This window comes from Streptomyces corynorhini (assembly GCF_003346515.1).
Lineage (GTDB): Bacteria > Actinomycetota > Actinomycetes > Streptomycetales > Streptomycetaceae > Streptomyces > Streptomyces corynorhini.
Genome location: NZ_QQNA01000126.1, coordinates 1 through 18,021, shown reverse-complemented (window position 1 = coordinate 18,021; position 18,021 = coordinate 1). Strand labels below are relative to the sequence as shown.

The window sequence follows — 18,021 nt, the reverse complement described above, 5'->3', positions numbered from 1 at the left end:
GTGCTCGATGGCGCGCTGGCGCAAGGTCTGAGGACGGCAGAGGGGACCGCCCCCGCACCGGTTGTCCCCCCCTTCCGGCGCGGGGGCGGTCCCCTCTGCCGTCCTCAGACCTTGCGCCAGCGCGCCATCGAGCACGAGAAGACCCCGAAGAGCGCCAGCCCCACCGCGACCACGGCCAGCAGCCACGGCCCCGCCGGGGTGTCGGTGAACGAGCGCAGGGTGTTGTCGAACCCCTTCGCCTTGTCCGGCTCGTACGCGACGGCCGCCAGTACCACGAAGACACCGGCCGCCGTGAACAGCACACCGCGCGCGGATCCGCCGCCCACGCCCGCCACATCGACGAACCGCCGCTGGACGCGCGACATCTCGCCCAGCTTCAGATGCTTGTGGTACTTGCGCAGCACCGCGCGGCCGCCGATCCACAGTCCGGCGAGCGCCACCCCGACCCCGGCGGCGCCCACGATCCACCGGCCGCCCGGCAACTCCAGGGCCCGCGCCGTGACATCGCGCGACTCCTGGTCGCTCGACCCCTTGCCGCTGCCCTTCTCGCCGACCGCGAACGCCAGTACCGAGTACGCGGAGAATCCGTAGAAGACGGCCCGCCCGCCGGACAGCAGCCGCTTGCCCGCCTTGGACCCGTCGGGCCCCGACAGGCCGAACAGCGCCTCGGAGAGCCGCCACAGCGCCATCCCGGCCAGCCCGACGCCGACCGCCCACAGCAGGACCGATCCCATCGGCTTCGCGCCCAGCTCCGCGAGCGCGCCGCCCTTGTCGGCCTGCCGGCCGCTGCCGAACGCGACGCGCAGCGCCAGTACCCCGATGAGCAGGTAGATCACGCCCCGCGACGCGAATCCCCAGCGGGCCGCCGCGTCCATGGCGGAGCTGTTCGCCGCGCGCCGTGCCTTGTCCTGTCCGTCCCGTGCCGTGCTCTGTACGTCCATGTGGGCCTCCGGGACCCAGGTGCCCCGGTCCCGCTCGGGGAAACGGCGGGCACGGGGTGCGTCCGGCTGCCGCGCCGTCTCAGATAGTAGGAAGTCCGAGTAATGGTGCAGACAGGAAGCCGCCCCTCGCTTAGCTTGGAATGAGCCGATCGTCTCGCTCCATCCAGCGAAGGGCGGTCGTGGGCCCGCGCCACGCAGGCAACCCCTGCCGCGCACACGCCCCCGCCCCGGCGCCCGGCCCGTCCGGAAGGGATCGCCCGGACAGGCCCCGCAGACGCATCACGCGGGCTCGTTCCCGCGTGTCCCCCACTGCCCGAAGGAGTCGATCACCATGGCCGAGACGACTGTCCGCCGCCGGGTCCGTCACACCCCGCGCACCAGCGAGTCCGACCGCAAGAACGCCGCCGCCGCCCTCCAGCGCGCCCTCGACCGCAGGGACAACGGCGGCTCGACCGGCCACTGACGCCCGGCGGCCGACGCGGCCGACCCGGCCGACCCGACCGGCCCGGCCGGCCCGGCCGTCAGCGGGTGACCGTGAAGTGGTCGATACGCCGGCCCGTCTCGGCCAGCGCGGAGACCCGCAGCTCGGGGCGGTGCCCCGTGGTCACCTCGACGGCGAGGAACGAGAAGCCGGTGTAGCGCACCCGGGACCACTCCACGGTCTCGGTGGCCTTCGCCCCGTCCGCCGCCCAGTGGTAGGTGGGCACGCTCTCCAGGTCGGCCACCCGGCCCTCGTAGCTGTCCGGCACCGGGAAGTCGTACAGCGCCTTGCCCGCGCCGCCCGCCGTCACGTACACGATGCCGTCGCGCACCGAGCTGACGGACTCGCCGATCGGCACCCGCCGCCCGACGGCGCCGCCGCGCAGCGCGTCCGTCCGCTCGTACACGTGGTTGTGGCCGTTGACGACCAGATCCACGCGGTGCTTCTCGAACAGCGGCACCCACGCGTCCCGCACGCCGCCGTCGGAGGCGTGCGCGTTCGTCGTGGAGAAGGCGCAGTGGTGGAAGAAGACCACGACGAAGTCGATGTCCCGGTCCCGGCGCAGTTCGCCCAGCCGCCTGTCCAGCCACCGGGTCTGGGCGCCGTCCGTGTAGCCGGTGTTGGCGCGGATCTCGTGCGAGACGTCATTGGCGTCCAGCGCCACCACGGCCACGTTGCCGTACGTGAACGAGTACACGCCCGGCGACTTCACCGGGTCGGGCCCGTCCGACGGCAGCGTCCAGCGCGCGTTCTGCCCGCCGTAGCCGTTCGGCGAGTACCACGCCTCCATGTCGTGGTTCCCGGTCGTCACCATCCACGGCACCCGCGCGGCGACCGATTCGGTCTGCGCCAGGAACTGGTCCCACACGCGCGCGTCGTAGGTGTCGGCGGGCAGCCCCTGGCCGTTGCCGTCCGCGTAGCAGAGGTCCCCCGCGTGCAGGTGGAAGGCCGGGTTCTGGCCCAGGATCACCTGGTCGTTGGCGAGGGCGTCGTACGAGACGCCCTGGTCGCCGAAGGCCGTGAAGACGAACGGCTCGGCGTGCGAGGGGGCGGTGCGGAAGCTGCCGACCGTACCGAGACGCCACGCGTCCGCCGGGTCGAAGCCGTCGTGGCCGACGCCGTAGTAGTACGTCGTGCCGGGGCGCAGCCGCTCCAGCGCGGCGTGCAGATAGTACTGGTCGACGGCGGGCAGCTTCGCCGACAGCGACGGCGTGTGCAGCGGCCGGACCTCCGCCCCGACCCGCTGGCTCAGCTCCCAGGGCTTCAGCCCGACCCGCAGATACGGACGGCGCACCGGCAGCGGCACCTGCCACGAGACCGTCATCCGGGTCCGCGGGTCGGAGCCGTAGGCGAGATGGCGGCCGAAGGGCGCCACCAGCGACCCGTCCACCCGGGTCGCGGCCGACGACGGCAGGAAGGCGGGGGAGGCCGCCGCGCCCGGCTGGGCGGTGGCGGAGCTGGAGCCGAGCAGCCCGGCGCCCGCCACCGAACCGGCGGTGAGCGTCCCGGCGCGCAGCAGCGCGCGCCGGCCGATCCTGGCCCGCAGATACGCGTGCTGCTCCGGCATGGTCATGCGGGAGGCGAGAGGGCCGGGGATCCCGACCCGCGGAGTGGGAGATTCCATGACCCGACCGTCGCACCGCCGGGTGGCTTCCGCGTGGAGCCCCGGCGTCCAAGGGGCGACCGCATCGCCATGTGTCCACAGAATGGACGCACCGTGTCATGGGGTGGGACGGGCGTTAGGCTGCCGTCATGTCTCGCAGCCTCAGTCTCGCAGTGATCCCCGGCGACGGTATCGGACCGGAAGTGGTGGCCCAGGGCCTCAAGGTCCTCACGGCCGTTCTTCCGCAGGACGTGAAGCTGGAGACGACGGAGTTCGACCTCGGCGCCGGCCGCTGGCACCGCACCGGAGAGACCCTCCCGGACGCGGACCTCGAAGCGCTCAAGGGCCACGACGCGATCCTGCTCGGCGCGATCGGCGACCCGTCCGTGCCGTCCGGCGTGCTGGAGCGCGGGCTGCTGCTCAAGCTGCGCTTCGCCTTCGACCACTACGTGAACCTGCGTCCGTCGAAGCTGTTCCCCAACACGGCGACCCCGCTGGCCGGCCGGCCGGAGATCGACTTCGTCGTCGTGCGGGAGGGCACCGAGGGCCCCTACACGGGCAACGGCGGCTCCCTGCGCACCGGCACGCCCGCCGAGGTGGCCACGGAGGTCAGCCTCAATACGGCGTACGGCGTGGAGCGCGTCGTGCGTGACGCGTACGCGCGGGCCGACTCCCGTCCGCGCAAGAAGCTGACGCTGGTCCACAAGAACAACGTCCTCGTCTACGCGGGCCACCTGTGGAAGAACATCTTCGACCGGGTCGGCCGGGAATACCCCCAGGTCACCACCGACTATCTGCACGTCGACGCGGCGACGATCTTCTTCGTCACCCAGCCCGACCGCTTCGACGTGATCGTCACCGACAACCTCTTCGGTGACATCCTCACCGACCTGGCCGCCGCCGTGACCGGCGGTATCGGCCTGGCCGCGTCCGCGAACATCAATCCGGACCGCACCTTCCCGTCCATGTTCGAGCCCGTCCACGGCTCGGCACCGGACATCGCGGGCCAGGGGAAGGCCGACCCCACGGCCACCGTCCTCTCGGTCGCCCTGCTGCTGCGGCACCTCGGCTTCGACGCCGAGGCCGCCCGGATCGAGGAGGCCGTCGCGGCCGACCTCGCCGGGCGCGACGGTACGGCCGCCTCCGCGCGGACCACCGACGAGATCGGCGACGCGCTCGCCGTACGCGTAGCGAGCTGACCCGACGACTTCCTCACGCAGCCGCCGGGTCCCCACGGAACCCGGCGGCTGCGCTGTGCGTGCGGCCGGGTGACACCATCAGCCCCGGACCGCACTCACCCCGGCGCCCACCCAGCCGTTTCCGTCCCCGCCCGTCCGAGCGATAATCGGGAGGGGCCGCGGCACACGGGAATGCTCGGACGTCCTCGTAGACGTAGCGGTGTGAGCACGGTCCGTCACACACAACCGGTGAAGGACGAGTATTCATGACCACGCCAACGACGATCGAACTCAAGCCCTCCGCCAGTCCGCTGTCCGACGCGGAGCGCGAGGCGATCCTGGCCGCCCCCGGGTTCGGCCGGTACTTCACCGACCACATGGTGACGATCAGGTGGACGGAGGGGCGCGGCTGGCACGACGCGCAGCTCGTCCCGTACGGTCCGCTCTCGCTGGACCCGGCCAACATGACCCTGCACTACGCGCAGGAGATCTTCGAGGGGCTCAAGGCGTACCGCCGCCCCGACGGCACGGTCGCCACCTTCCGCCCCGAGGCCAACGCCGCCCGCTTCCAGAGTTCGGCCCGCAGGCTCGCCATGCCCGAGCTGCCCGTCGAGACGTTCATCGCCGCGTGCGACGCGCTCGTCCGGCAGGACAGGGCGTGGGTGCCGGCGCACGGCGGCGAGGAGTCCCTCTACCTCCGCCCGTTCATGATCGCCGCGGAGGTCGGGCTCGGCGTCCGGCCGGCCGACGAGTACCTCTTCCTCGTCATCGCCTCGCCCGCCGGCGCCTACTTCCCCGGCGGCGTGGAGCCGGTCTCCGTCTGGCTCTCGGAGAACTACGTCCGCGCGGTCCCCGGCGGCATCGGCGACGCCAAGACCGGCGGCAACTACGCGGCCTCCCTGCTCGCCCAGGCCGAGGCGGCGGAGAAGGGCTGTGCCCAGGTGGCCTACCTGGACGCGGTCGAGCACCGCTGGGTCGAGGAGCTGGGCGGGATGAACCTGTACTTCGTGTACGGGGACCGGATCGTCACACCGGAGCTGACCGGCTCCCTGCTGGCGGGCATCACCCGTGACTCGCTGCTCAAACTGGCCGGAGACCTCGGCTACACCTCCGAGGAGGGCCGGATCTCCAAGGAGCAGTGGCGCCGCGACGCGGAGAACGGCACCCTCACCGAGGTCTTCGCCTGCGGTACGGCCGCGGTGATCACCCCGGTCGGCGTCGTCAAGTCGGCGGGCGGCGAGTGGACCCAGGCGGGCGGCGAGCCCGGCAAGGTCACGCTGGGGCTGCGTCAGGCGCTGCTCGACGTCCAGACCGGCAAGGGCGCGGACGCCCACGGGTGGATGCACGAGCTGGGCTGAGCGACGGCGCCCGCACCCGTTCCCCGGGTGCGGGCCGCCCCGGTCCGCACCGCCGCCCGCATGGTGAGACGGTTTCGGCCACCCGCCAGGGACGTGCGAAAATCAGGCCGTGCTTTCTTTCGCCATGATTATCGGCAGCGAGCGCGCCGGTCCGCAGTGACCGTTCCGTACCACCCCGTACGGCGCGGCCATCGTGCCCCAGACCCGCGCGCAGACCTCTCGCACCCGCGAGGGGTTTTTTCGTTTTCCGGCCCCACCCCGGCCGAGAACGGGCCGCACGCGATGATGGGGGCAAGTGGAGCGAGACCTTCCACTCGACAGGAGCAGACCACCATGACCACAGAGTCCGCGGAGACAGCCGACAGTTTTCATGTCTTCGACACGACGCTGCGCGACGGCGCACAGCGCGAAGGCATCAACCTCACGGTCGCCGACAAGCTGGCCATCGCCCGGCATCTGGACGACTTCGGGGTGGGCTTCATCGAGGGCGGCTGGCCCGGTGCCAACCCCCGGGACACCGAGTTCTTCGCGCGCGCCCAGCAGGAGATCGACTTCCGGCACGCCCAGCTCGTCGCCTTCGGCTCCACCCGCCGACCCGGCGCCAAGGCGTCCGAGGACCCGCAGGTCAGAGCGCTGGTCGAGTCCGGCGCCCCGGTGGTGACCCTGGTCGCCAAGGCCCATGACCGCCATGTCGAACTGGCGCTGCGCACCACCCTCGACGAGAACGTGGCGATGGTCCGCGACACCGTCGCCCACCTGCGCGAGCGGGGCCGCCGCGTCTTCGTGGACTGCGAGCACTTCTTCGACGGCTACCGCGCCAATCCCGAGTACGCGAAGTCCGTCGTACGGGCCGCCGCGGAGGCGGGCGCCGATGTCGTCGTCCTGTGCGACACCAACGGCGGGATGCTGCCCGCGCAGATCCAGGCCGTCGTCTCCACCGTCCTCGCCGACACCGGCGCCCGCCTCGGCATCCACGCCCAGGACGACACCGGCTGCGCCGTCGCCAACACCCTCGCCGCGGTCGACGGGGGCGCCACGCACGTCCAGTGCACGGCCAACGGATACGGCGAGCGCGTCGGCAACGCCAACCTCTTCCCGGTCGTCGCCGCCCTGGAGCTGAAGTACGACAAGCGGGTGCTGCCCGAGGGCGCGCTCGCCGACATGACCCGGATCTCGCACGCCGTCGCCGAGATCGTCAACCTCGCGCCCTCCACCCACCAGCCCTACGTCGGGGTCTCCGCCTTCGCCCACAAGGGCGGGCTGCACGCCTCCGCGATCAAGGTCGACCCCGACCTGTACCAGCACATCGCCCCCGAGCTGGTCGGCAACACCATGCGGATGCTGGTCTCCGACATGGCGGGCCGCGCCTCCGTCGAGCTGAAGGGCAGGGAGCTGGGCATCGACCTCGGCGGCGACCGCGATCTGGTCGGCCGCGTCGTCGGCCGGGTCAAGGAGCGCGAGCTGAAGGGGTACACGTACGAGGCGGCCGACGCCTCCTTCGAGCTGATGCTCCGCGAGGAGGTCGAGGGCCGGGCCCGCGGCTACTTCCGTACCGAGTCCTGGCGCGCGATCGTCGAGGACCGCCCCGACGGCACGCACGCCAACGAGGCCACCGTGAAGCTGTGGGCCAAGGGCGAGCGCATCGTCTCCACCGCCGAGGGAAACGGCCCGGTCAACGCGTTGGACCGGGCCATGCGGGTCGGGCTGGAGCGGATCTATCCGCAGCTCGCCAAGTTCGAGCTGGTGGACTACAAGGTCCGCATCCTCGAAGGCCGGCACGGTACGGAGTCCACCACCCGGGTGCTGATCACCACGGGCGACGGTGCCGGTGAGTGGTCCACGGTCGGGGTCGGCGAGAACGTCATCGCGGCCTCCTGGCAGGCGCTGGAGGACGCGTACACGTACGGGCTGCTGCGCGCCGGGGTCGAACCGGCGCAGTGACCCGGTCCGACCCCGGCCCGGGTCACTGGCTCTGGAGCCGCCACTTCTGGTTGGCGGCTCCGGTGCGGGTCCAGATCTGGGCGCGGGCGCCGTTGGCCGCGGAGTTGTCCGCCACGTCCAGGCACTTGCCGCCGAGCCCGGTGAGGGCGCCGGAGGCCGCCGGTCCGCCGCCGGACGGGTCGCCCGACCAGGTGAAGGTGGCCGAGGTCTTGCCGGGCAGCGCGTAGCTGAACGTCCGGCCGCCCCAGTTGACGCGCGTCTCGCGGGCCGTCGACGCGCCGTTGTAGGCGATCAGCGCCTTGGAGCCGTCCGGGTTGCGCCAGGCCACGTTGGGCACCGCGGTGGACGCGGTCGAGGAGATCCGCTGCGCGCCGGGCTTCACGAACTTCGTGAGGTGGCCCATCGTGTAGTACTCGATCGTGTAGTCGACCTGGCCGTGCCGGCTGTCCCCGTTGTGGACCGTCACCAGACCGTCGCAGGTGCCGCAGCCGCCGTTGTGCGGGCCGCTGTCCTTCATCCAGGCCGGTGCCGTCCACGGCGAGGCCATCGTCGAGAGGGCCGGGTTGAGCTGCTTGGCCTGCTTGGTCAGCGGCAGGATGTCCGCCAGGTCATGGGCGAGGGAGAACCGCGCGAGGGACGGATCGCTCTGGCCCGCCGGGAGGTCGTCGTACGTGTAGCCGAACCGGGCGAGGTCGGAGCCGCCCATGGGGTTGCGGACGAAGGAGAGCCCGATGCCCTCGGTGGGGGAGAAGAGCTTCTTCATCGTGTCGTCACGGGTCGCCTGGGAGAGCGCCCCGCTGCCCTTCATCAGCCAGGCGGCGGTATCGGTGAAGGAGGCGCCGCCGCCGGTGAAGGTCTGGTAGCGGGTGGATTCGTCCACCGTGATGTTCTCGCCGCTGCCGCCGCTGCCCGCCCGGAAGGTGACGGGGGTCTGCTGCTGGAGGCCGCGGGTGACATGACGGCCGCCGCTGTCGTCGGTCGTCATGTCAGCCAGATGCCGACCTGCTCGTCGGCGGCCCGCGCCGTACCCGCGGAGAGGCCGGTGAGTCCCGCGGTGGCGAGGGCTCCCGCGAGGAGAACCCTCGTCAGCCGCCGCCCGGTACCAGTCGATCTCGACATAGGTCTGCTGCCCTTCTCGGCAGAGGAGGTGGGGGGTGGTGCGGCGCGCCGTACCGGTGAGGGGTGGCGCGTCCGTGCCGTGCGGCGTGAGTGAACTGCTGTTGAGAACTCCCGTCAAAGGGGGCGCGTATTCACAACCTGAACGCACAACGCCGGTCCATCGCCTGCGACTTGCGCTCTGGCCTGGTACGCGGCAAAGGTCCGAACCAATCCTCGGGCGCGGTGCGGCGTGAAGTGTTGACGGCTGTGGGCAGCGCCCGTCGATTTTGCCCCTCGTTTACTCGTCCGGTATTGCCATACTTCGGGTAGCGTCGGGGTATGAGGCCGAGGCTGTTTTCCACACTTTCCGGGCTGCTTCTCGTCTTTTCCGCGGCCGCCGTCGCCGCCGCGCCCCTCGCGACGGCCGCCGACACCGGTCCCGCGGCCGTGGGCGCGGCGCTGAAGGAGGGGCCGGTCTATGTGGATCCCCGGGCCGCCTCCCAGCTCCCGGCGGCGGACGCCGAGGCGCTGGCGAAGAAGATCAAGGACGCGGGCAAGCCGGTCTTCGTGGCCGTCCTGCCCGCCACGGCGGAGTTCCCGAAGGACAGCGTGCTGCGGACGGTGCGGACGCAGACCGGGGTCACCGGGCTGTACGCCATCCGCCTCGGTGACTCCTTCGGCGCCGACGCCGACCGTACGGTCATGTCGCGGCAGGCCGTCGCCAACCTCGCCGACGCGGTCAGGGGCGGCGGCCCCGTCGACACGGTGACCGAGCTGAACAACTTCGTGGACCAGGCGCTCCCGCAGGCCCGGGGCCAGGCCCCCGCTTCGTGGGGCACCGCCTCGGGCGGCGACGGCGGCGGCGACTCGACCGCCGGTCTCGTCGCGCTCGGCTCGATCGCCGTGGTGGGCGGCGCCGGGGCGTACGCCGTCACGCGCAGGAACCGCCGCAAGAAGGAGGAGCGCGAGCGGGAGGCGCTGGAGAAGCTGCGGGTCGTCGTGGACGAGGACATCACCGCCTTCGGGGAGGAGCTGGACCGGCTCGACTTCCACCCCGCGGAGGCGGGCGCGGACGACGCCATGCGCGCGGACTACGCGCACGCCCTGGACGCCTACGAGAGCGCCAAGTCGCTGATGGGCGCGGCCCGGCGGCCCGACGACGTACGGGGCGTGACCCGGGCGCTGGAGGACGGCCGGTTCTCCCTGGCCGCGCTGGCCGCGCGACGGCGGGGCGCGCCGCTTCCCGAGCGCCGCTCGCCGTGCTTCTTCGACCCGCGCCACGGCCCCTCGACGACGGACGCGCAGTGGTCCCCGCCCGCCGGGGCGGCGCGGTCCGTGCCGGTCTGCGCGGCCGACGCGGCGCGGCTGGCGGACGGCGAGGACCCGGCGGTGCGTACGGTGGCGACCGAGCAGGGGCCCCGCCCCTACTACGAAGCGGGTCCGGCGTACGGTCCGTGGGCCGGGGGCTACTTCGGCGGCGGCCTGCTGCCGGGGCTGCTGGTCGGGACGATGCTCGGCTCGATGATGGCGAGCCCCGCGTACGCCGCGGACTTCGGCGGCGGTGACGCCTCCGGCTTCGGCGGCGGCGACTACTCGGGCGCGGACTTCGACCCGGGCGACTTCGGCGGCGGGTTCGGCGGTGGGGGAGGGGACTTCGGCGGCGGCGGCGGCGGCTTCGACGGCGGGGGCGGCGGCTTCTGAGCCCCGCCTCTCGCGCTCCCGTCCGGCGCGCTGCTGTCCCGGGCGCTGCCGTCCGGCGCGCTGCCGCCTCTCGCGCCGCCGTCCCGCGCGCTCCCGTACTTCCGTCCGCCGGTCATCGCCGACTCAGACGGTGACCGCGGCCTTCTTGATCGCGGAGATGTCGAAGCTCAGCTTGACCTTGTCGCTGACCATCACGCCACCGGTCTCCAGCGCCGCGTTCCAGGTCAGACCCCAGTCGGAGCGCAGAATGGCGGCGCTGCCCTCGAACCCGACGCGCTCGTTGCCGTACACGTCGGTGGCCGAGCCGTGGAACTCCAGGTCGATGGTGAGCGGCTTGGTGACGTCCTTGATGGTCAGATCGCCGATGAGCCGGTAGGTCTCCGCGTCGAGCGGCTCGACCGAGGTGGAGCGGAAGGTCATCTTCGGATACGTCTCGGCGTCGAAGAAGTCACCGCTGCGCAGATGGCCGTCGCGGTCCGCGATACCGGTGTCGACGCTGGCGATCGAGACATCGATGGACGCGGTGGAGGCGGCCGGGTTCGCGCCGTCCAGGTTGAGGTACCCCTCGTGTTCGCCGAACGACCCCCGGACATTGGTGACCATCGCGTGCCGGACGGTGAAGCCGATCGTGCTGTGGGCGGCGTCGATGGTGTATGCACCGGTAAGCGCGGCCAGCGCCGGGTCCGCCTCGCGGGTGGCGGTGGCGGAGCTGTCGTTCTTGCGGCCGAAGAGAGCCATGGTTCCTCCTGCGAGTGATTGTTTAAGCTTCAACGAGATGACCCTAACGCCATCTCGTTCAAACTTCAACAACATCGGGGATCCGTGCGGACAGTTCACCCAGGTGAACCGTCTTCGTTGTCATGTACGCGCGTAGACCTGGGCAGAATCCACTCCGTTGCCCGCCCGATCCTCAGCAGAAGAGGGATTCCCCCCATGAAAATCCGCTCGGTCCTCACCGCTCTCGCCCTTGTCGCGGGCGCGCTCCTGACCCCCGGCTTCGGGGTGCTCGCGGCGGCCACCGACGCCCAGGCGGCCACGAAGATCACGCACGCCACGGCGGCCTCGATGTTCGGCTCCTCGGGGATCACCTGGTCGTCGTCGGGCGGCTGCTCCCACCGGAACGTCGCGACGTGTACGTCGTTCGACCAGCTCAACCTGGACACCGCCAAGGGGGCCCAGACGCTCAGGAGCGCCACCGGCTGCGCCCTCAACATCACGGGAGGCACGGAGACCGGACACGCGAGCGGCACGTACTCGCACTGGAACGGCTACAAGCTCGACTTCGGCAAGTCCACCTGCGTCACCAACTACATCAAGAACACCTTCGCCTACATCGGTGTGCGCGGCGACGGCGCCCAGCAGTGGCAGTCCGGCTCCGGCAACGTCTACGCGGACGAGGGCAACCACTGGGACGTGACCTACTACAACTGCGGCGGCTGCTGACGCCGTACGCGACGGTGCCCCGCCCCCCACCGGCCGGTCCGGGGGAGAGCGGGGCACCGCGAGGGCCGGCCGGTGGCTCAGGAGCCGACCGTCACCGTCCAGCGGCGCGGATTGCCGTCGTGGGCCGCGCCCGAGACATCCGGCTGACCGTCGGGCTGGACGTCGTCGTACGGGAAGGCGTAGCCGATCGGCGTGTTGGCGTGCACCACCCGGGCGAAGTGGTTGGTGACCGGGTCCTGGTAGTAGTCCGCCGCCGTGGCGCCGTTCGGCTGGTCGGCGTGGCTGAGGACCGTCGAGCGGTTGAAGGCGGCGCCGAGCCGCGCCAGCAGCCCCTTCTTGTCGTCCGAGTCCTCGGGGTTGTTGGCGAACGGCCCGCTGTTGCAGGTGAAGATGTCCATCGAGGTCGGCTTGGCGAAGGTGTGGCCGCCGTCGAAGGTGAGGGTGTCGCCGCTCACCCGGCCGGTGAACACGCCCCGGCCGCCCTGGAGGTCGATCTTCAGATCCGTCGAGCGGTACTTCTCCCACACCTGGTCGACATAGCTGTCGAAGACGTTGGCGAAGGGGGTCTCGCCCGCCAGGTTCTGCGGGGAGATCACCCGCAGGACCTTGCCGTCGCTGCCGCGCAGCACCAGCTTGTCCCACGGGTGCCCGTCCACCGCGGCCTGTTCGGTCAGCCCGTCCGCGATCTTCTGCAGGGCGCCCTCGGGCAGCGGGGCGACCGTGTGGGTGGCGTCGCCCTCCAGGGTGATGCCGATGGGCAGCCCGGTCACCAGGTCGACGTAGCTGATGTTGGAGAAGAGCTGGTCCGAGTTGAAGGTGAACTCGCAGAAGGACCAGGTGCGGTCGTAGTTGGGGTCCGCCTCGGTCGCGAAGGCCGGTTCGACCAGCGAGGGGCCGGGGTTGAGGAAGAAGTCCAGCGTGTCGTCGCGGACGAAGTAGACGCGCGCGCCGAACATCTGGGGCAGCTTCAGCACCACGGGCTCGCCGCCCGCCGGGTTCAGCGGGATCGCGCAGTCCACCGGCAGCGGGGTCTGCGGGGCGCCGGGCGACTCCGGCCGGTAGACGCTGCCGTCGGCGCGCAGCAGCACCCAGCCGTTGGTGGCGGCGTCGTGGCCGGTGACGTACGCGCTGACCGAGCCGGGCAACGACGTGTTCTGGAGGGCGATTTCGCAGGTCTCCGGGGCGGCCGAGGCGTGGGGGCTCAGGGCGCTTCCCCAGACGGGGTAGGTGAGGGCCGTCGCTGCGGCGGCCGTGCCGGTGAGGAACAGTCGGCGGGATATCACGGAAGATCTCCTGATACGTGGGGGGACGCCGGGCGCGGCGTGTGGGAGGAGGCGCCCTGCGTTGGCCCCCCACTCTTGCTACGCATGGGGAACCAGTCAAGAGTTGAGTCTGAGAGCGCTCTCACAGCGGCGGTGTGTGCCCCTCGGGTCACGGCCCGGTGTGATACACCGGTGAACAGCCGCTCCGTGAGCAGCTGTTGGGGCGCGCTTTCCCGTCCGGGTCCGATCCTGGAGGTTCCCCGTGCCGCCGCCGCCCGTCCCTTCCCGCTCCGCCGCCGGTTCCCGACGCGCCTTCCTGGCCGCCGCACTGGCCACCGCCGGAGCGGGCGCGCTGTCCGCGCCGCTCCTCGCCGCGCCCGCCGGGCCCGCCGCCTTCGAGGAGCTGCGGCTGCGCTGGGTCGATCTCCAGCTCGGCACCGGCTACGACCCCGCCGCCGAGCCCTACGCCTCCCGGCTCGCCGCCACCGGCGAACTCGCCGCCCGGTGGCGGCGGTCGATGGCGCCCGCGCCCTCGCACCTGTGGCCCGACCGCCCCTTCGACCCGCCCTCCGGCATCACCCAGAGCTACACCAGGCTCTGGACCATGACCCGCGCGTACGCCCTGCCCGGCACCGGAGGCACCGGTGACCCCGCGCTGCTCGCCGACGTCGTGCGCGGACTCGACCACCTCGCCGCGACGGTCTACCACCCCGCCACCACCCCCTACGGCAACTGGTGGGAGTGGCAGATCGGCAGCCCCCGGCCGCTCATGGACATCACCGCCGTCCTGTACGAGCGGCTCACCGAGGAGCGCAGGACCGCCGCCCACGCCGCCGTCGACCACTTCGTCCCCGACCGGCTGCTCACCGACTACTCGGGCACCAGCACCGGAGCCAACCGCGTCGACCTCTGCCGCTCGGTCGCGCTGCGCGGTGTCCTCGGCGCGGCCCCCGACCGGATCGCCCTGGCCCGCGACGCCCTCTCGCCCGTCTTCCCGTACGTGAGCGCGGGCGACGGGCTCTACGCCGACGGCTCGTTCGTCCAGCACACCACCGTCGCCTACTCGGGCACGTACGGTCAGGTCCTGCTGGACGGCCTCGGCCGGCTCCTCGCCCTGCTCGCCGGATCCGCCTGGGCGGTCACCGATCCTGACCTGGGCATCGTCTTCGACAGCGTGGAGCGCGGCTACGCCCCGCTGATCTACAACGGGCTGGTGATGGACAGCGTCAGCGGCCGGGCCGTCAGCCGCGGCGTCCTCGCCGGTGACGGAGGTGAAGGCCAAGGGGTCCTGCGCGGCGACCACTTCCACGGCCAGGGGCTGATCGCGGCCGTCGCGCTGCTCGGCGAAGCGGCCTCCCCGGTCGAGCGCGAGCGGTGGAGCGCCCTGGTCAAGGGGTGGATCGAACGCGACACGGTGTCGCCCGTGCTCACCGCCCCGCAGTTCGACGTGGCCGATCTCGCCCGGCTGCGGGCCGTCGCCGCCCGCCCGGTGGCACCGGCCCCCGAGCCGACCGGCCACACCCTGTTCGCCGCCATGGACCGGGCCGTGCACCGCCGCCCCGGCTGGGCCGCCAACATCGCGATGGCCTCCGACCGCATCGCGCACTACGAGTGCGGCAACGGCGAGCACCCGCGCGGCTGGCACACCGGCGCGGGAATGCTCTACTGGTGGCGCGCCGACACCGGCAACGACCAGTACACCGACTGGTTCTGGCCCACGGTCGACCCCTACCGGCTGCCCGGCACGACGGTCTCCACCCGGCGGCTGGCGGACCGGGCCGGTGGCGAGTGGGGCGAGCCCCGGCCGGACGTACGGTGGGTCGGCGGCGTCACCGACGGCGAGTACGCCGCCGTGGGCCAGCACCTCAAGGGGCTCGGCTCCACGCTCGAAGCCCGGAAGTCCTGGTTCTGCGTGGCCGACGCCGTCGTCTGCCTCGGCGCCGGGATCAGCTGTACGGACGGGGTGCCGGTCGAGACGGTCGTCGACAACCGGAACCTGGGCGAGAGCGGTGCGCACGCCCTCACCCTCGGCCCCGGCGGGGCGGGCGGTCCGCACGGCCCGCGCACCCGCTGGGCCCACCTGGCCGGTCACGGCGGCTGGGTCTTCCCCGGCGGCGCCGACCTGCGGACCCTCCAGGAGGACCGGACGGGAGCCTGGCGCGACATCAACACCGGCGGCTCACCCGAACGGCGCACCCGCCGCTACCGGACGCTCTGGCTGGACCACGGCACGGACCCGGTGGACGCCTCGTACAGCTACCTCCTGATGCCCGGCGCCTCCCGGCGCGCTCTCGCCGCCCGCGCCGCCGACCCGAGCTGGCTGCGGATCCTCGACAACAGCGCGGACCGGCAGGCCGTCGAGATCCGCTCCCTCGGCCGCGTCGCCGCGAACTTCTGGCGGCCCGGTACGGTGGGACCGCTCACCGCGACCGCGCCCGCCGCCGTCCTCGTCGCGGAGCGCGGCCGTACCGCTGAGCTGCGGGTCAGTGAGCCCGCACGCTCGGGAGAGCCGCTGGAGATCGTCTGGGACCGGCGGGTACGCCGGGTCACCGGCCTGGACCCCTCGGTCGAGGTGCTCGAAGCGGGCCGTAGGGTACGGCTGAGGATCACACCCGGAACCGCCGGCGCCGCCCATGGCTGTCTCCTGACCCTCCGCTGAAATATAGGGGGATCCCTACAACGGTTGGGGGTAGTGCTCTGTCCACCGTCACCTCCTCGTGTGCGGTTCTGTCCAGGCCCACCAGGAATTCCGCCGGGAGACTGTGCGGAGTCGACGGCGCGCTCGGCTTGGTCGGGTTCGTAGGGTTGGGACATGACCGTAGTGGACGAGACGCCGAGCGGGCCCGCCGACGCCCGGGGCCGTGTGGCCGAATTGCACGCGCTGCGCGAGGAGGCCCGCCGGGGCCCCAGCGACCGCGCCACCGAGGCCCAGCGCGCCAAGGGCAAGCTGACTGCCCGGGAGCGCATCGAGCTGCTGCTCGACGAGGGCTCCTTCAAAGAGGTCGAGCAGCTGCGCAGGCACCGCGCGACCGGCTTCGGCCTGGAGGCCAAGAGACCGTACACGGACGGTGTCATCACCGGCTGGGGCACGGTCGAGGGCCGCACGGTCTTCGTCTACGCCCATGACTTCCGGATCTTCGGCGGCGCGCTGGGCGAGGCCCACGCCACCAAGATCCACAAGATCATGGACATGGCCATCTCGGCCGGTGCCCCGCTGGTCTCGCTGAACGACGGCGCCGGCGCCCGGATCCAGGAGGGCGTCTCCGCCCTCGCCGGTTACGGCGGCATCTTCCAGCGCAACACCCGCGCCTCCGGTGTCATCCCGCAGATCAGCGTGATGCTCGGCCCGTGCGCGGGCGGCGCCGCCTACAGCCCGGCCCTCACCGACTTCGTCTTCATGGTCCGCGAGACCTCGCAGATGTTCATCACGGGCCCGGACGTGGTCAAGGCCGTCACCGGCGAGGAGATCACCCAGAACGGCCTCGGCGGCGCCGATGTGCACGCCGAGACCTCGGGCGTCGCGCACTTCGCGTACGACGACGAGGAGACCTGCATCGCCGAGGTGCGCTACCTCCTGTCGATGCTCCCGCAGAACAACCGCGAGAACCCGCCCACGGTCGTCTCCGAGGACCCGGCCGACCGCCGCTCCGAGGTGCTGCTCGACCTGGTGCCCGCCGACGGCAACCGCCCCTACGACATGCACAAGGTGATCGAGGAGCTGGTCGACGACGGCGACTACCTGGAGATCCACGAGCGCTGGGCCCGCAACATCATCTGCGCCCTGGCCCGGATCGACGGCCAGGTCGTCGGCATCGTGGCCAACCAGCCGCAGTCCCTCGCCGGTGTCCTGGACATCGAGGCGTCCGAGAAGGCTGCGCGCTTTGTCCAGATGTGCGACGCTTTCAATATCCCGATCGTCACGCTGCTGGATGTGCCCGGCTTCCTGCCCGGCGTCGACCAGGAGCACGGCGGGATCATCCGGCACGGTGCCAAGCTGCTGTACGCCTACTGCAACGCCACCGTGCCCCGGATCTCCCTGATCCTGCGCAAGGCATACGGAGGCGCCTACATCGTCATGGACTCCCAGTCCATCGGGGCCGACCTCACCTACGCCTGGCCGACCAACGAGATCGCCGTGATGGGCGCCGAAGGCGCCGCCAACGTCATCTTCCGCAAGCAGATCGCCGAGGCCGAGGACTCCGAGGCCATGCGCACCCGCATGGTCAAGGAGTACAAGGCCGAACTGATGCACCCGTACTACGCGGCGGAGCGCGGACTGGTGGACGACGTCATCGACCCCGTGGAGACCCGCGAGGTGCTCGCGAGCGCCCTCGCGATGCTCCGTACGAAACACGCGGACCTGCCGTCCCGCAAGCACGGCAACCCCCCGCAGTGATCCCCGCGCCCGCCAACGAGAAGACGGAGAGAAGACTTCCATGAGCGATTCCGCGAACGACTCCCTGCTGCGCGTCGAGAAGGGCCAGGCAGGCCCGGAGGAACTGGCCGCCATCACCGCGATCCTGATGGCCCGCGCCGCCTCCCGGCCGCAGGCGGTCGACGCCCGCCGGGGCCGTACCACGGCCGGCTGGCGCAGACTGGAGCGCACCCCCGGCTTCCGTGCCCCGCACAGCTGGCAGGGCTGAGCACCCCGTAGCACGGCCGGGCCCACTTTCCGGCCCGGCCACGGCGAAGGCCCCCGCACTCTCACCGAGTGCGGGGGCCTTCGCCGTGCGGCGTCCTGCCCTACCGGAGTCGTGCCATGAGGGCGTGTTCGACGAGGGTGATGAGTCCGCTCTTGGCGTCGGCGCGGTGGCGGGCGTCGGTGGTGATGATGGGGGTGTCGGGGCCGATCTGGAGTGCTTCGCGTACTTCGTCGGGGGTGTAGGGCTGGTGTCCGTCGAAGCCGTTGAGGGCGATGACGAAGGGGAGTCCTGAGTTTTCGAAGTAGTCGACGGCGGGGAAGCAGTCGGCGAGGCGGCGGGTGTCGACGAGGACGACGGCGCCGATGGCGCCGC

The 18,021-nt window shown here is 71.8% G+C and carries 14 protein-coding genes and 1 pseudogene; 9 read left to right on the top strand and 6 right to left on the bottom strand.

The genetic code is table 11. From position 1 onward, the window contains the following. Positions 1 to 104: 104 nt before the first annotated feature. Positions 105 to 941: a DUF1206 domain-containing protein gene (locus DVH02_RS17395; protein ID WP_114624728.1), complete on the bottom strand. Its 837-nt coding sequence runs from the start codon at positions 939 to 941 to the stop codon at positions 105 to 107. 331 nt (positions 942 to 1,272) lie between these two features. Here DVH02_RS17395 and DVH02_RS36770 point away from each other — a divergent pair, with 331 nt between their 5' ends. Continuing rightward, entirely contained in the window at positions 1,273 to 1,404 is a 132-nt protein-coding gene (locus DVH02_RS36770; protein WP_106979167.1) for a hypothetical protein, read from the top strand. 58 nt (positions 1,405 to 1,462) lie between these two features. On the opposite strand, the gene DVH02_RS17385 is transcribed toward DVH02_RS36770, so the two are convergent. Next, on the bottom strand, positions 1,463 to 3,046 hold the full coding sequence (locus DVH02_RS17385) for a purple acid phosphatase family protein (protein WP_199566325.1): 1,584 nt from the start codon (positions 3,044 to 3,046) through the stop codon (positions 1,463 to 1,465). A 128-nt stretch (positions 3,047 to 3,174) separates the two neighbouring features. Between DVH02_RS17385 and DVH02_RS17380 the strand changes: the two genes are divergently transcribed. From DVH02_RS17380 to cimA, 3 genes are all read left to right on the top strand, one after another. Further along, the gene (locus tag DVH02_RS17380; protein WP_114624726.1) at positions 3,175 to 4,224 is read left to right on the top strand and encodes a 3-isopropylmalate dehydrogenase; all 1,050 of its coding nucleotides are present in this window, start codon (positions 3,175 to 3,177) and stop codon (positions 4,222 to 4,224) included. A gap of 245 nt (positions 4,225 to 4,469) precedes the next feature. Next, on the top strand, positions 4,470 to 5,561 hold the full coding sequence (locus DVH02_RS17375) for a branched-chain amino acid aminotransferase (protein WP_114624725.1): 1,092 nt from the start codon (positions 4,470 to 4,472) through the stop codon (positions 5,559 to 5,561). Positions 5,562 to 5,894: 333 nt separating this feature from the next. Next, on the top strand, positions 5,895 to 7,502 hold the full coding sequence (cimA, locus tag DVH02_RS17365) for a citramalate synthase (RefSeq protein WP_114624723.1): 1,608 nt from the start codon (positions 5,895 to 5,897) through the stop codon (positions 7,500 to 7,502). A 34-nt stretch (positions 7,503 to 7,536) separates the two neighbouring features. On the opposite strand, the pseudogene DVH02_RS17360 reads toward cimA, so the two are convergent. After that, positions 7,537 to 8,621 (bottom strand): annotated as a pseudogene (locus DVH02_RS17360) (glycoside hydrolase family 30 beta sandwich domain-containing protein); the annotation flags it as partial. A 318-nt stretch (positions 8,622 to 8,939) separates the two neighbouring features. Between DVH02_RS17360 and DVH02_RS17355 the strand changes: the two are divergent. Continuing rightward, the gene (locus DVH02_RS17355) at positions 8,940 to 10,301 is read left to right on the top strand and encodes a hypothetical protein (protein ID WP_114624722.1); all 1,362 of its coding nucleotides are present in this window, start codon (positions 8,940 to 8,942) and stop codon (positions 10,299 to 10,301) included. Between the two features lie 123 nt (positions 10,302 to 10,424). On the opposite strand, the gene DVH02_RS17350 is transcribed toward DVH02_RS17355, so the two are convergent. After that, positions 10,425 to 11,039: a YceI family protein gene (locus DVH02_RS17350; RefSeq protein ID WP_114624721.1), complete on the bottom strand. Its 615-nt coding sequence runs from the start codon at positions 11,037 to 11,039 to the stop codon at positions 10,425 to 10,427. Between the two features lie 195 nt (positions 11,040 to 11,234). Between DVH02_RS17350 and DVH02_RS17345 the strand changes: the two genes are divergently transcribed. Then, positions 11,235 to 11,744 (top strand): hypothetical protein, encoded by a 510-nt coding sequence (locus tag DVH02_RS17345; RefSeq protein WP_114624720.1) that lies wholly within the window; start codon positions 11,235 to 11,237, stop codon positions 11,742 to 11,744. Between the two features lie 77 nt (positions 11,745 to 11,821). On the opposite strand, the gene DVH02_RS17340 is transcribed toward DVH02_RS17345, so the two are convergent. Beyond that, positions 11,822 to 13,027 carry a glycoside hydrolase family 64 protein gene (locus tag DVH02_RS17340; RefSeq protein WP_114624719.1) on the bottom strand — a complete coding sequence of 402 codons (1,206 nt, stop codon included), beginning with the start codon at positions 13,025 to 13,027 and terminating at the stop codon, positions 11,822 to 11,824. Positions 13,028 to 13,268: 241 nt separating this feature from the next. Between DVH02_RS17340 and DVH02_RS17335 the strand changes: the two genes are divergently transcribed. The 3 genes from DVH02_RS17335 to DVH02_RS17325 all read left to right on the top strand — a co-directional run bounded on the left by DVH02_RS17335 (position 13,269) and on the right by DVH02_RS17325 (position 17,649). Continuing rightward, a complete protein-coding gene (locus DVH02_RS17335; protein ID WP_114624718.1) occupies positions 13,269 to 15,665 on the top strand; it encodes a polysaccharide lyase 8 family protein in 2,397 nt (798 codons plus the stop codon). Between the two features lie 153 nt (positions 15,666 to 15,818). After that, entirely contained in the window at positions 15,819 to 17,402 is a 1,584-nt protein-coding gene (locus DVH02_RS17330; RefSeq protein ID WP_114624717.1) for an acyl-CoA carboxylase subunit beta, read from the top strand. A gap of 40 nt (positions 17,403 to 17,442) precedes the next feature. Further along, complete coding sequence (locus tag DVH02_RS17325) at positions 17,443 to 17,649, top strand: acyl-CoA carboxylase subunit epsilon (protein WP_114624716.1); 207 nt, start codon at positions 17,443 to 17,445, stop codon at positions 17,647 to 17,649. A gap of 100 nt (positions 17,650 to 17,749) precedes the next feature. Here the strand turns inward: DVH02_RS17325 and DVH02_RS17320 are convergent. Beyond that, a partial coding sequence (locus DVH02_RS17320; protein ID WP_199566324.1) for an ATP/GTP-binding protein occupies positions 17,750 to 18,021 on the bottom strand: 272 nt, incomplete at its 5' end.